Annotated in this window: 14 protein-coding genes; 10 read left to right on the top strand and 4 right to left on the bottom strand. The window is 62.1% G+C overall.

Annotated elements, in window-relative coordinates; all coding sequences use genetic code 11:
- Window positions 1-110 precede the first annotated feature (110 nt).
- Complete coding sequence (locus BLR92_RS20050; protein ID WP_281242870.1) at window positions 111-233, bottom strand: hypothetical protein; 123 nt, start codon at window positions 231-233, stop codon at window positions 111-113.
- 133 nt (window positions 234-366) lie between these two features.
- Between BLR92_RS20050 and metG the strand changes: the two genes are divergently transcribed.
- From metG to nth, 9 genes are all read left to right on the top strand, one after another.
- A complete protein-coding gene (metG, locus tag BLR92_RS01875) occupies window positions 367-2,409 on the top strand; it encodes a methionine--tRNA ligase (RefSeq protein ID WP_089724952.1) in 2,043 nt (680 codons plus the stop codon).
- A gap of 195 nt (window positions 2,410-2,604) precedes the next feature.
- Window positions 2,605-4,197 (top strand): GGDEF domain-containing protein, encoded by a 1,593-nt coding sequence (locus BLR92_RS01870; protein WP_089724950.1) that lies wholly within the window; start codon window positions 2,605-2,607, stop codon window positions 4,195-4,197.
- 122 nt (window positions 4,198-4,319) lie between these two features.
- Window positions 4,320-4,901 (top strand): electron transport complex subunit RsxA, encoded by a 582-nt coding sequence (gene rsxA, locus BLR92_RS01865; RefSeq protein WP_089724948.1) that lies wholly within the window; start codon window positions 4,320-4,322, stop codon window positions 4,899-4,901.
- A gap of 15 nt (window positions 4,902-4,916) precedes the next feature.
- Window positions 4,917-5,492, top strand: a complete 576-nt coding sequence (gene rsxB / locus BLR92_RS01860) for an electron transport complex subunit RsxB (protein ID WP_089724946.1) — start codon at window positions 4,917-4,919, stop codon at window positions 5,490-5,492.
- Entirely contained in the window at window positions 5,485-7,263 is a 1,779-nt protein-coding gene (gene rsxC, locus BLR92_RS01855) for an electron transport complex subunit RsxC (protein WP_089724944.1), read from the top strand. The genes rsxB and rsxC overlap by 8 nt, the downstream gene beginning before the upstream one ends.
- Complete coding sequence (locus BLR92_RS01850) at window positions 7,260-8,330, top strand: RnfABCDGE type electron transport complex subunit D (protein ID WP_089724942.1); 1,071 nt, start codon at window positions 7,260-7,262, stop codon at window positions 8,328-8,330. Before rsxC ends, BLR92_RS01850 begins: the two co-directional genes overlap by 4 nt.
- Window positions 8,327-8,965 carry an electron transport complex subunit RsxG gene (rsxG, locus tag BLR92_RS01845; RefSeq protein ID WP_089724940.1) on the top strand — a complete coding sequence of 213 codons (639 nt, stop codon included), beginning with the start codon at window positions 8,327-8,329 and terminating at the stop codon, window positions 8,963-8,965. The genes BLR92_RS01850 and rsxG overlap by 4 nt, the downstream gene beginning before the upstream one ends.
- On the top strand, window positions 8,962-9,666 hold the full coding sequence (locus BLR92_RS01840; protein ID WP_089724938.1) for an electron transport complex subunit E: 705 nt from the start codon (window positions 8,962-8,964) through the stop codon (window positions 9,664-9,666). Before rsxG ends, BLR92_RS01840 begins: the two co-directional genes overlap by 4 nt.
- A 6-nt stretch (window positions 9,667-9,672) precedes the next feature.
- A complete protein-coding gene (gene nth, locus BLR92_RS01835; protein WP_089724936.1) occupies window positions 9,673-10,311 on the top strand; it encodes an endonuclease III in 639 nt (212 codons plus the stop codon).
- A gap of 10 nt (window positions 10,312-10,321) precedes the next feature.
- Here the strand turns inward: nth and BLR92_RS01830 are convergent, their stop codons facing one another.
- Genes BLR92_RS01830 through BLR92_RS01820 form a run of 3 tightly spaced genes read right to left on the bottom strand, consistent with a single transcriptional unit; the run spans window position 10,322 to window position 13,284 of the window.
- Complete coding sequence (locus tag BLR92_RS01830; RefSeq protein ID WP_089724934.1) at window positions 10,322-11,329, bottom strand: ArsA family ATPase; 1,008 nt, start codon at window positions 11,327-11,329, stop codon at window positions 10,322-10,324.
- Window positions 11,330-11,335: 6 nt separating this feature from the next.
- Window positions 11,336-11,602: a cory-CC-star protein gene (locus BLR92_RS01825; RefSeq protein ID WP_370659219.1), complete on the bottom strand. Its 267-nt coding sequence runs from the start codon at window positions 11,600-11,602 to the stop codon at window positions 11,336-11,338.
- 8 nt (window positions 11,603-11,610) lie between these two features.
- Window positions 11,611-13,284, bottom strand: a complete 1,674-nt coding sequence (locus tag BLR92_RS01820) for a carbon starvation CstA family protein (RefSeq protein WP_089724930.1) — start codon at window positions 13,282-13,284, stop codon at window positions 11,611-11,613.
- 184 nt (window positions 13,285-13,468) lie between these two features.
- Here BLR92_RS01820 and BLR92_RS01815 point away from each other — a divergent pair, with 184 nt between their 5' ends.
- Complete coding sequence (locus BLR92_RS01815) at window positions 13,469-14,227, top strand: YdcF family protein (protein ID WP_089724928.1); 759 nt, start codon at window positions 13,469-13,471, stop codon at window positions 14,225-14,227.

Genomic DNA, 14,227 nt, shown 5'->3' with positions numbered 1-14,227 from the left:
ATCTAAAAATTAAAGCAACCCTAGCAAATGGCTTTCTTCTCAAGCATGAAATTCACCCTTTCACCTGCCTCGGTTAAAAATTAAAAACCCCGGACTCATAAAAACTGAAATCATGGAATAATCGCCGCATTTTGTGCCGAAAATAGCGGCAGGTTGGACAGCTCCACACCAGAATCAAGATGGTCACGGTTGCCCTTGGCGAGGTGAAAAACCGCGTTTTCGTTTGCTGGCATCGCGGGAACGTCCCTTCTCACGCAGATGCTCAAACCTTGGAGCGGATGCAGCCAGCCGCCAAGCGGGCTACAATCGCTCTTTCGTCCTAGCTGACGCCCGAATTCCTCGTTTTCGAACAGTCACAGAGCCACCATGCCGACTACCGCCAACGCCCCGCGCAAAATCCTGGTTACCAGTGCCCTGCCCTACGCCAACGGCTCGATCCACCTGGGCCACCTGCTGGAATACATCCAGACCGATATCTGGGTGCGCTTCCAGAAGAGCCGTGGCAACGCGTGCCATTACGTATGTGCCGACGATGCCCATGGCACGGCGATCATGCTGCGCGCCGAGATGGAGGGCATCACCTCCGAGCAGTTGATCGAGCGGGTTTCGAAGGAGCACCAGGCCGATTTTGCGCGCTTCGGGGTGGCGTTCGATAACTACCACTCCACGCATTCCGAAGAGAATCGCATCCACAGCGAGCGCATCTACACCGCGCTGCGCGATGCCGGGCACATCGCGACCCGCGATATCGAGCAGATGTACGATCCGGTGAAGGGGCTGTTCCTGGCCGACCGTTTCATCAAGGGCACCTGCCCGAAATGCAAGACGCCGGATCAGTACGGCGACAACTGCGAGGCGTGCGGCGCGACCTATACCCCGGCGGAGTTGATCGATCCGGTGTCGGCGATTTCCGGCGCCACGCCGGAGGTACGCAGTTCGACCCACTACTTCTTCAAGCTGCCCGATTTCGCCGAGTTCCTGAAAGGCTGGGTCCACCCCGGTCACGTTCAGCCACAGATCGCCAACAAGTTGCAGGAGTGGTTCGAGTCCGGCCTGAACGAGTGGGATATCTCGCGCGATGCGCCCTACTTCGGTTTCGAGATTCCCGATGCGCCGGGCAAGTACTTCTATGTCTGGCTGGACGCGCCGATCGGCTACCTGGCCAGTTTCCAGAACCTGTGCGACCGCGAGGGCATCGACTTCGACAGCTACTGGAAGAAGGATTCCGAGGCCGAGATCTATCACTTCATCGGCAAGGACATCGTCTACTTCCACGCGCTGTTCTGGCCGGCCATGCTCGAAGGCGCCGGGCTGCGCACGCCCAGCGGGGTCAATTGCCACGGCTTCGTCACCGTCAACGGCGCCAAGATGTCCAAGTCGCGCGGCACCTTCATCAAGGCCGAGACCTACGCCGAGTACCTGAACCCCGAGTACCTGCGCTATTACTTCGCCGCCAAGCTGACATCGGGTGTCGACGATCTCGATCTCAACCTCGAGGACTTCGCCTATCGCGTGAACGCCGATCTGGTCGGCAAGGTCGTCAATATCGCCAGCCGCTGCGCCGGTTTCATCAAGAAGCTCGGCGATGGCAAGCTCGCCGATTCATGCGCGGAGCCCGAACTGGTGGCCCGCTTTGTCGCCGCCGGCGAGGCCATCGCCGATGACTATGAGGCACGCGAATTCGGCCGCGCGATGCGCAAGATCATGGAACTCGCCGACGAGGCCAATACCTATATCGCCGACAAGGAGCCCTGGGTGCTGGCCAAGCAGCAAGGCCGCGAGCAGGAGGTGCTGGATATCTGCTCGGTGGGCATCGACCTGTTCCGCCAATTGATGGTCTATCTGGCGCCAGTGGTGCCGAAGATGGCTCGCGATGCCCAGGCCTTCCTCAATCTCGACAGTCTCGATTGGCAGTCTCGCCACGCTGCGCTCAACGGCCACGTCATCAACAAGTTCAAGCCGCTGATGACGCGCATCGAGCGCGACAAGATCGACCAGATGATCGAGGCTTCCAAGGAAGACCTGGCGGAGGAAAAGAAATTGAAGGAAACCGCGAAGGGTCCGTTGGCGGACAACCCCATTGCTGATGAAATCGGCTTCGACGATTTCACCAAGGTCGACCTGCGCATCGTGCGCATCGCCAAGGCGGAGTATGTCGAGGGTGCCGACAAGCTGCTCAAGCTGACGCTCGATTTGGGCGGCGAGACGCGCACGGTATTCTCCGGCATCCGCTCGGCCTACGCGCCGGAAGCGCTGGAAGGCCACCTGACGGTGATGGTCGCCAACCTCGCTCCGCGCAAGATGCGCTTCGGCGTCTCCGAGGGCATGGTGCTCGCCGCCGGTGACGGCAACGGCATCTACCTGCTCGAGCCGCACAGCGGCGCCGAGCCGGGCCAGCGTGTGACGTAACCCGATCGTTGCATCATGAGCGTGTCGGGCAATCCGCCACGCTCATGGGTTCATTGGCAACAGGCTTTTCCTGCCCTTTCCACACCCTCCCTGTGAAAATCCGATTCAACTTTAGCGCACCGCGGCCGATAAACGGGTTATCGACGTGGCGAACCGCTCGCTCCTGCACGCCATTCACCGTGATAACGATTTCAAATGACCCGAATCCTGGCTTCCCTACGTTATCGCTTCTTCCTGGCCCTGGGCATGGTTCTGCTGCTAGCCCTCGTGGCGCTGGGAATCATCGCTCAGCAGTTGGTCATTCCCGCCCTGATCGCCAAGGAGAACGAGTTCGCCGTCGCCGAACTCGATCGCGCACGGCGTGCCATCGACAATGAGCTGCATCATTTGAGCCTGATCAACAAGGATTGGGCGACTTGGGATGACAGCTATATTTTCATGCAAAACGCGCAATCGGGTTATTTGGCGTCCAATCTGGATGATGCGCTGGTCTTCGATGACGCCAATCTGCGCGTGATAATTTTTCTCGAATCCGATGGTACGCCATATTGGATTACCGGGCTCGAGCCCGATGAAGGGGCTTATACTTCTTGCTCCGGACTCAGCGACGATTGCTCATGGGCGGCACCGGCCGTGGCAACGCTGCAAAAACACATCGCCGAGGGAATCGACGAAGACACCCAGGCTTGGTTGCAAGCCTATCCAGAGCGTTCGATGGTGAGCGTTTGGCCTATCGTCAAGAGCGACGGTAGCGGGCCAGCGAGAGGCTGGTTGGCGATGATCCGTATCATCGATGGCGACTGGCTCGCGCGGCTCAAGGAAGGCACCGGAATCGAACTGGCACTGAGTGCCATCGAAACTCCGGGCCGATTGCCGAATCCGACCATCGAACGCGAGAACTCGCAGACCATGATCGCGACCCGCGCCATCGAAGCCGCGCCGCAGGGTTATCATCTCGAAATGCAAGCCACGCTGCCCCGCCAGAGCTTCAAGGCCAGCATCGAGACGTTTCGCTTCGCGCTGTACTGGACTATCGGCCTGCTGGTCGTGGTCGTCGTGGTAGTACTAATCTTGTTGGAGCGCATGGTTCTCGCGCCGCTGCGCCAGTTCGCCACCTTCACCCAACATCTGCAGAAACGCGGCAGCAATGCCAGCGATACACCACCGGCCTTGCTGGCCCGGCGTGACGAGATCGGCATGCTCGCCAGGGAGTTCCAGCATCTCATCGATTACCAGCAGCGCAGGACCTCGACCCTGATCGAGCTATCGCAGCGCGACCCGCTCACTGGCCTGGCCAATCGACGCCTGTTCGACGAACACCTGGGCAATGCGCTCGACGCCGCAAGAAACGGGGGCTGGCCGGTAGCCCTGTTGATGGTCGATATCGACAACTTCAAGACCTACAACGACCACTACGGCCATCCGGCCGGCGACGCTTGCCTATGCAGCATCGCCGAGGCGATGCGCCAGCAGTTCACCCTGCACGATCAACTGGCGGCACGCACCGGTGGTGAGGAGTTCAGCATCATTCTGCCGGCGACCACCCGCGAAGCTGGCATCAAGCAGGCCGAAAGCCTGCGCGGCACCATAGAACGGTTGGCGTTGCCACATGCCGCCTCGCCGTCGGGCTCGGTGGTCACGATCAGCATCGGCCTGGCACTCTCCACGCCGAGCCACCCGCGCGGTGCGGACTCCTTGATCCGCGCCGCCGACAGCGCCCTGTATCGTGCCAAGCAGGCCGGGCGCAATCGTGTCGGCCAGGATGCGCTCAATGCCCTGCCCGAATGACCCCGGTGCGGCTGCGGCGGTATGCTGGTCCGGGTCTAACGGCGTATAATGCCGGCCTGATCCGCACCTGTCGCGGCTCTCGCTAGCAAGCGCAGCGCCGGGCGCCGACTCGACTGGCCGTCATGACCGAATACTTTCTGATTCTGGTGAGCACCGTCCTGGTCAACAACTTCGTGCTGGTGCAGTTCCTTGGGCTGTGCCCGTTCATGGGCGTGTCCAACAAGCTGGAATCGGCGATGGGCATGGCGCTGGCCACCACCTTCGTGCTGACGCTATCGTCGATCGCCAGCTACCTGACGTTTCATTACCTGCTCGCTCCGCTGGGGCTCGAGTACCTGCGCACCATCGCCTTTATCATGGTCATCGCGGTGGTCGTGCAATTCACCGAGATGATGGTCAGAAAGACCAGCCCGCTGCTTTATCAGGTGCTCGGCATCTTCCTGCCGCTGATCACCACCAACTGCGCGGTGCTCGGCGTCGCGCTGCTATCGCTGAACCGCCAGTCGAGCTTCATGGAAGCCACGCTGTTCGGCTTCGGCGCCGCCGTTGGTTTCTCCCTGGTGTTGATACTGTTCGCGGCAATGCGCGAACGCCTGGCCATAGCCGATGTGCCCAAACCGTTTCGCGGCGCGGCGATCGCCATGATCACCGCCAGCTTGATGTCGCTGGCGTTCATGGGCTTTACCGGTCTGGTGCAAATTTGAATTCTTGGAATCCGCATGCTTGACCCGCTTACCGATATTCTCCTGGCCATCGCCGCCCTGCTGGGCATGGCGGCGGTGTTCGGTGCGTTGCTCGGTTTTGCCGGCCGGTACTTCAAGGTCGAGGGCGACCCGGTGGTCGAGCGGATCGACGACCTGCTACCGCAGACGCAGTGCGGCCAGTGCGGCTACCCCGGGTGTAAGCCTTATGCCGAGGCAATCAGCCAGGGCGACGAGATCAACAAGTGTCCGCCGGGCGGCGAGGCGACGATTATCGCGCTGGCCGATCTGCTGGGACGCGATGTCAAACCCTTGGATGGCGACACCCAGGCCGAGCCCCTGGTCGCATACATCCGTGAAGATGAATGCATCGGTTGCACCAAGTGCATCCAGGCCTGCCCGGTGGATGCCATTCTCGGCGCCGCCAAGTTCATGCATACCGTAATCATCGATGAATGCACCGGCTGCGATCTTTGCATCGAGCCCTGCCCGGTGGATTGCATCGATATGCTGCCGCGCCCCAGGCAAGACGCTCTGATCGTTAGCGACCGCCAGCCCATTGGCCATATCAGCGGGGCCAGCGTGTATGGCTAAGGCGAGCTTCCCCGGCGGTATTCATCCGCCCGAGCGCAAGGCGCTTTCCACCCGCGCGCCGCTGGTGCGGGCGCCGTTGCCACGTCGCGTGATGCTACCGCTGACACAGCATATCGGCGCGCCCGCCGAGCCTCTGGTCAACGTCGGCCAGCGGGTGCGTACCGGCGAGGTGATCGCCCGCGCCCAAGGCATGATCTCGGCCAATGTGCATGCCAGCATCACCGGCATCGTCAGCGCCATCGAGGAACACCCCGTGCCGCACCCTTCGGCGGCGGTGGGTGAATGTCGTGCGTTATGTATCGTGATCGATGGCGAATCCGGCAATGCCGACGAGGGCCACGGCGAGTTAAAGCAAAAAGACGAATGGCTTCGTATGCCGCCACTCGACTGGCGCTCCAGCGACGATGCTACCCTGATCGCGCGATTGCGCGAATCCGGCGTGGTCGGCCTGGGCGGCGCGGGATTTCCCAGCGCCGTGAAAGCCCAGGTACGTCAGCGCCACGCGATCGACACGCTGATCGTCAATGCCGCCGAATGCGAGCCGTACATCACCGCCGATGATATGGCGCTGCGCACCTACGCCAATGACATCATCGAAGGCGCCCGGCTGTTCGCCCGGCTCGCCGGTGCCGAGCGCATCCTGGTCGGTATCGAGGACAACAAGCCCGAGGCCATCGGCGCGCTGCGTCAGGTACTGAAGAACCAACCTGATGATGGCATGCTACTCGTTACCCTCAAGGAGGTCGCGACCCGCTACCCCAGTGGCGGCGAAAGGCAACTGGTGCAGTTGCTTACCAACCGCGAAGTACCTTCGCTCGGTCTACCGGCGGATGTCGGCGTGCTCTGTCACAATCCCGGTACCCTGTTGGCGGCACTGCGCGCGGTACGCGACGGCGAGCCGCTGATCTCGCGAATCGTCACCCTGACCGGCGAGGCGCTGGCGCGGCCCGGCAACGTCGAGGCACGCATCGGCACGCCGATGCACGAGCTGCTGGCTTTCGCCGGCTTGCAACCCGAGCGGCTCGCGAAGCTGATCATGGGCGGGCCGATGATGGGCGTTACGCTGGACAGCACCGCCCTGCCCCTGGTCAAGACCGGCAACTGCCTGATTGCGGCGACTTCCGAGGAATTGCCCCCGACGCCCCCGGAGCAGCCCTGCATTCGCTGCGGCGCCTGCGAAACCGCCTGCCCGGCCTCGTTGCTACCCCAACAACTTTACTGGTTCAGCAAGGGCCGCGAGCACGACAAGGCCGAATTGTTCAACCTGTTCGACTGCATCGAATGCGAGGCCTGTGCCTATGTCTGCCCCAGCCATATTCCGCTGGTACAGTATTATCGCGCCAGCAAGAATGAGATTCACGCCCGCGAGCACGAAGCGCACAGAGCCGAGCATGCCCGCCATCGTTTCGAGTTTCGCCAGGCCCGCCTGGCTCGCGAGGAAGCCGAGAAACAGGCCAAGCGCCAGGCGCGCAGTCGGCAGCTTAAAAAACCGCCCCCCGCGACCAGCCAACCAGCCGGCGATGACCTTCAGGCCCAGATCAAGAAACTAAGAATCGCCCAGGCCGCCGCCAGGGCCGCGGTCAAGAAGGCCGAGAAAACCCTGGCCCGCGTCAGCGAGCCCGGCCAGAGCGGAGCGACCGATCTCGACGATTTGGAAACCCAGCTCGCCACCGCGCGCGAGAACCTTCAAGCGACCGATGCGCGGCTAGCGGCGGCCCAGGCCCAAGTTCAAGGCACCGCCACGAACGATCAGGATACACAACCACGATGAGCCTGATGCACGCCAGCTCACCGCAAGCTCGCGCCGCGACCTCCACCGGCCAGGTCATGCGTTGGGTGCTACTCGCCACCCTGCCGGGCATCGCCACGCAGGCCTGGTTTTTCGGTTGGGGCACCCTGATCAACGTGCTGTCTGCCGCTGGGGCCGGCGTGGCGCTGGAGGCACTGGTGCTACGCCTACGCTCGCGCCCGTTGGGATTGACGCTGCGCGACAACAGCGCGCTGGTCAGCGGCGTGTTGCTCGGTGTATCGCTGCCGCCCTTCGCGCCCTGGTGGCTGATCCTGGTCGGCATGGTCGCGGCCATCGTCGTCGCTAAGCAGTTGTTCGGCGGCCTGGGGCATAACCCGTTCAATCCGGCCATGGTCGGCTATGCGTTGCTGCTGATCGCCTTTCCCGTGCCGATGACCCAATGGGCTGCGCCGCATGGCCTGTTCGGTCCCGATGCGAGTTCCCTGGGCGAGTCGCTGGGGTATTTTCTTGGCTTGGCTAGCCCCGCCGACGCCATGACCGGCGCCACGCCGCTGGATGCCTTCAAGCATAAACCCCAAGCGGTTCTCGCCAGCGAGTTCTGGGCCGGCGAACCACTGCCGCCCGGCACATTGAATGCCTGGCATAGTGCCGCGCTGGCCTGGCTGGCCGGTGGTGCGCTGCTGCTGTTCAAGCGCATCATCAGCTGGCATATCCCGCTCAGCATGCTCGGCGCCATGGTGCTGATTGCTACGCTAATGATGGCCAGCGATCCCAGCCATCATGCCGGCCCGCTGTTTCACCTGCTCGGCGGCGCGGCGATCTTCGGCGCTTTTTTCATCGCCACCGATCCGGTCAGCGCCGCCACCAGCCGCAAGGGCAAGCTCTATTACGGTGCCGGCATCGGCGTGCTGGTGATGGTCATTCGCTCGCTGGGCACCTACCCGGACGCCGTGGCCTTCGCCGTGCTGTTGATGAACTTCGCCGTGCCGTTCATCGATTACTACACCCAGCCGCGCACCTACGGCCACAGCCGGCCCAATCGCGGCATCAAGGTAAAACGAATCGACGACGATGAGGGTGCGCAGTGAGCGAGCTGACACGCAGCATGGCGCGCGGCGCCATCGGGCTGGGACTGTTTGCCGTGGTTACCGTCGGTATCGTCGCGGTGACGCACTCCCTGACGGCCGGGCACATCGCCGACAACCGCTTGGCCAGCCAGCACCAGGCGCTGGGCCAGGTGGTGCCCGAGGCGATGCACGACGGTGATCTGCTCGATCACGCCATCACCCTGCCCGCCGCCGAAGCCCTGGGCCAACCCAGCGAGTTCACCGCCTGGCGGGCGCGCAAGAATGGAAGAATCCAGGCAGTCATCCTCCCGGTGATCGCCCATGATGGCTATAGCGGCGATATTTCACTGCTGGTGGGAATCGACGCCGGGGGCGAATTGACCGGCGTGCGCGTGTTGGCGCATAAGGAAACACCGGGGCTGGGCGACAAGATCGAGGTGCGCAAGAGCGACTGGATCACCCAGTTTGCCGGGTTGTCGCTTGACGACCCACCCATCGATCAGTGGGCCGTGAAGAAGGACGGCGGCGCGTTCGATGCCTTCACCGGCGCGACCATCACACCGCGCGCAGTGATCGGCACGATCAGGCGCAGCCTGGAATACTTCGCTGCCAACCGAGCAATATTGCTGGGCGAGCCGGAAGGAGACGACCCATGAGCCAGTTCAATGAACTAACGAAGAATGGCCTATGGTCGAACAACCCGGCATTGGTGCAACTACTGGGGTTGTGTCCGCTATTGGCCGTTACCAGCACGGTGGTCAACGCGCTCGGCCTGGGTCTGGCCACGCTGCTGGTGATGGTCGGCGCCAATGTCTCGGTCTCGTTGATTCGCCATCATGTGCCGGACACGGTCCGCCTGCCGGTCTTCGTGATGATCATCGCCGCCTTCGTGACCTGTGCCGAACTGGTGATGCAAGCCTATGCTTTTCGGCTTTATCAGATCCTGGGTATCTTCATCCCGCTGATCGTCACCAACTGCGCGATTCTCGGCCGTGTCGATGCCTTCGCCGCCAAGAATCCGCTATTGCCCGCTGCCACCGACGGGCTGATGATGGGCCTTGGCTTCGCCGCGGTGCTGGTGGTACTGGGAGCGATTCGCGAACTGTTCGGTCAAGGCACGCTACTGGCCGACATGGAATTGCTACTCGGCCCCATCGCCGCCGACTGGCAAATCACGCTATTCGCCGATTACAGTTTCCTGTTTCTGGTACTGCCGCCCGGCGCCTTCTTCGCCGCCGGACTGTTGATCGCCGCCAAGAACGTCATCGACGATCGCCTGGAGCGGCGCCGTCGAACAAGCCAGACCGGCCAGCCGCAACACAGCCGGCGAGTCAGGGTCACCGGAACGATAAGATAGGACGCGATGAACGCCCAAAAACGTTTTGAGATATTCGCACGACTGCGCGAGCACACGCCCGAGCCGACCACCGAGCTCAACTGGACCAGTCCGTTCGAGCTGCTGACCGCCGTGCTGCTCTCGGCCCAGGCCACCGATGTGGGAGTCAACAAGGCCATGGCGCGGTTGTTTCCGGTCGCCAATACCCCCGAGGCGATCGTCGAGCTGGGTATCGACGGCCTCAAGGAGCACATCAAGACCATCGGCCTTTACAACACCAAGGCCGAGAACCTGATGAAGACCTGCCACCTGCTGATCGAGCGGCACGCTGGCGAGGTTCCACAGACTCGCGCCGAACTGGAAGCCCTGCCCGGCGTGGGCCGCAAGACCGCCAACGTGATTCTCAATACCGCCTTCGGCCACTCGACCATGGCGGTGGATACGCACATCTTTCGCGTCGCCAACCGTACCCGCATCGCGCCGGGCAAGAACGTGCTCGAGGTCGAGAACAAGCTGATGCGTCATGTCCCCAAGGAATTTCTCAAGGACGCCCACCACTGGCTGATCCTGCATGGCCGCTATACCTGCGTGGCGCGCAAGCCGCGCTGCGGTAGCTGCGTGATCGAGGATCTATGCGAGTATCCGGACAAGACCGAACTGTCTTGATAGTTCGGGCCTAGAAGCCCAGCTCCTGCAACCGATTCGCCAACTCCTCGAGAACTTCAATGCCTTGCACATCGGTAGCCAGTAGCGGCAGGCGTGGGCGCGGCAGATGCTCCAGCTCGGCGTCGATACGCGCCAGATAAACCGCCTCCTGCTCGCGACGCCGGCGCAGAAAGTCGCCATCGGCGTCATCCGGGATCACCCGATTGACCAGCGCGCCGGCTATCGGGATATGCGCGGCCTCCAGCGCCGCCACGGCTCGCGCCGTCTCGAGTATCGGCAGTCGTTCGGGAGTCATCACGAACAGGAACACGCTCTCGTCGGGGTTCTCGATGCGCCGTCGCGCCCGGTGAAACAACCGCCGGCGGTCGAGCAGCGTCTGGGCGACGTCGCGGGTGCGCGCATCCAGTTCGTCGAGGCCATCATGCTCGGGATTGTCGAAGGGCGTATCGACATCGCGACCACGCTTGGGCGTCAAGTGCTTGAGCACCTTGCCCAGCTCCTCGGATTTGCGATTGTGTGCCAATAGCCCATCGGTCCAGGCGGCCATGGCTTCGGGCAACGTCAACAGGCGCAGGGTATGGCCGGTGGGCGCGGTATCGAAGACGATCAGCTCGTAGCGGCCGTCGTCCTCGGTCATCAGTCGGGCCAGGCGCTCGAGCAGCGCGGCCTCCTGGGTGCCCGGCGACTGGCGGGTCAGGCGCATCTGTCGCTCAAGCTCAGTCATCATCTCCGGCGCGGCATAGCGGCGCATCTGCTGGATGACACGCTTGAGATGCGCATCGACCTCGGCATCGGGGTCGATTTCCAGCGCATCGAGGCCTGGCAGCAAGCGGCGCGGTGCATCATTGAGTTCCCGCTCGAAGACATCGCCCAGGCTATGCGCCGGGTCGGTGGAAACCACCAGCACACGCCGTCCACGGCGCGCCGCCAGTACGCCGAGCGCCGCCGCCACCGTGGTCTTGCCCACGCCACCCTTGCCGCCTACCCATAGCAGGCGGTGGTCAAGAAGATTCTGCATAGTCCCTCAGCAACAACCGAAATGGTCCAACGGCGAGCGCTCCATGCCCATCCGCAGGTGCCACTCGTGAAAGCGCTCCAGCATCAGCGGCTGCAATTCCAGGGTGTAATAGGCCGCCGGATTGGGCACGCCCATCATTTCCGAGAACACCAGCAGCATGAACAGGTCGTCTTCGTCGCGCCGCGCACGGGCGATGGCACCGCGATAACGCACCGAGTAAGCCTCTTCGGCGAAGTAGCGGGCCTGGCTCAGCCAGGCCCTGATCTCTTCCATTCTGACGTTCATGACGGCTTGCTCGCTTCGCCACGCAGGCGTTTAAGTGCCGAGGCACATTCCAGAGCGACCAGGATCGAGGCAATCAACACCACGATATCGAGCACCAGCAGGAAGTAATTGCCTTGCTCGTAGAAACTGCGCAACTGAGACAACAATGCCCAGAGAGTCATCACCACGACGAAGATCAGCGGCGCCAGGGTGTACCACATAGGACGTCCCAGGCGGACTAGCATCACGGTGACCACCAGCAGGGTCAGGCCGGCCAGCAATTGATTGGTGGTCCCGAACAGCGGCCATATGATCATCCCGCCGGAGCCATCGGCACCCCCAGCGCCGAAGGCCAGAATCAAGCAGGAGCCCACCGCCAGCAAGGTCGCGATGGCCGGTTTCTTCAGCCACTCCTGATGATAGATCTCCCCCCACTCCTGGAAGATATAACGCTGCAGGCGCAGGCCGGTATCCATGGTGGTGCCGGCGAACAGCGCCGCCATTACCGTCAACAAGGTCGCCGCGGTCGTCTCCGGCAAACCGATACCGTTGCTGATGATGTAGGCGCCACCCTCGACGAAGGCATTCACCCCGCCCTGTCCGAAGGCGCTATACATGGCCTGCCAGTCGCCGAAGCTGGCGAACCCCGCGGTCGCCGTAAGAATCGCCGCCAAGGCCAGCATGCCCTCCCCCACGGCACCGAAATAGCCGACGAAACGCACGTCGGTTTCCTTGTCGAGTTGCTTGGATGACGTGCCCGACGACACCAACCCATGGAAACCGGAGATCGCGCCACAGGCGATAGTCACAAACAACAGGGGAATCATCGATGGCGTACCCGCCGGTAGATTGGTGTTGAACATCGGCGCCAATATCGTCGGATTGGAAAACAGCACCGCCGCGTAAAGAATGATCAGACCGATGAACAACTGCAGGCCGTTGATGTAGTCGCGCGGCTGCAGCAACATCCACACCGGCAACAACGAAGCAGCCGCCGCATAGCCGAACAGAATCAGAATCCATAGCGCATTGCCCGGCACCCCCATGACCACATCGGGCATTTGCAAGGGGATCGAGGGGCCAATGCCGATCAAGGCATAAAGTGCGACCACCCCTATCACCGAAACCAGCATCAGGCTGGCCTTGCGCCGGTATATCAACTGACCAATGACCAGAGCAACGGCAATCGCGCCCCACACTGGCACCACGGAACTCGGGAAATCCATCATCAAGCCGGCGATGACCACGGCGAAAACCGCGTTGACCATCAATAACAACAGGAAGATGACGATCATGAAGATGCTACGCGCACGCTTACCGACGACATCCCCGGTCAGCGACCCGACCGAGCGCGCCCGATTGCGCACACTGGCCCAGATCGCTCCGGCATCGTGAATGCCGGCGAAGAACACCGTTCCCAGAATGACCCACAGGAAAGCCGGCAGCCAACCCCAGATCACCGCGATAGCCGGGCCAACGATCGGCGCCGCACCGGCAACTGACGTGAAATGGTGCCCCCACAGCACATAACGGTTGGTTGGCACGAAATCGGTGCCATCTTCGAATTCATGGGCGGGAGTGCGAAACTCGGGGTCGAGACGAAAGATCTTTTCGGCGATGAATTTCGAGTAGAACAGATAGCCCAACGCCAGCCCGGCCAACCCCAGCAACATCACGACAATAGCGTTCATGATAAGCCCTCCTTGTAGTGTCCTTTGCAGCCTCTCCCTGTATGTTATTGTTCTTTTTGAAGGTTCTGTCTGATCACCTGTTTCAAGATAGCCAAGAGTGGCGAATCGCGATAGGTTCGTTGGCTAATCATTGCGTTAAAAAGCCACTATCGATACGCGTACATACCAGGATTGAAAGCGACGAATGTCCATCCATCTACTGAAATACCTGGCGTTGCCGCCACTGGTCAACGTATTGCTGGTCGTGGTCGGGCTGATGCTGTTCAGGCGTTGGCGCTGGTTGGGCGGCGGATTGGTGGCCTTGGGCTTGGTCACGTTACTGGCGCTATCCACGCCACTGGCCAGTTATTGGCTACGCGTGGGCCTGGAACCCCATTCACCGCCTACGCCAGCGGAGTTGTCGCGCGCCGAAGCGATCGTGATCCTGGGCGGCGGACGCGATTACGGCACACCGGAATTCGGCTGGAATGATGCCCCCAACAACGCGACCTGGCGTCGTCTGGCCTATGGTGCCTGGCTCGCGCGACGCACCGAATTGCCGATTCTGGTAACCGGCGGTCGGGGGCATGATGAGGCGCTTGCAGAGGCGACCTTGATGGCTAAGGCGCTGCGTCAGGTGTTTGGACTGGAGGCACGCTGGATTGAAACACGCAGCCGCACCACCGCCGAGAATGCACGATTCAGCGCCCCGCTATTGAAGGCCGACGGCATACAACGCGTATTGCTGGTATCCCAGGCTTGGCATTTGCCCCGCGCAGCGCCCGAGTTCACCCGTGCGGGGCTCAGCGTCATTGCCGCGCCGACCGAGTTCGCCAGCCAGCCATCGCCGGGGCTGACCGCCTGGATACCGCAGGCCTACCACCTCCGCCACAGCGCCCAGGCACTGCACGAATGGCTGGGTCGCGCGTTCTATGCGCTGCGTGCATGGTTTCCCCACGGGTGA

Origin of the sequence: Modicisalibacter muralis, assembly GCF_900102945.1 — a bacterium.
GTDB classification, from domain to species: domain Bacteria; phylum Pseudomonadota; class Gammaproteobacteria; order Pseudomonadales; family Halomonadaceae; genus Modicisalibacter; species Modicisalibacter muralis.
Note: the sequence above shows the minus strand (reverse complement) of the source record. Positions and strands in the feature narration are given on the sequence as shown.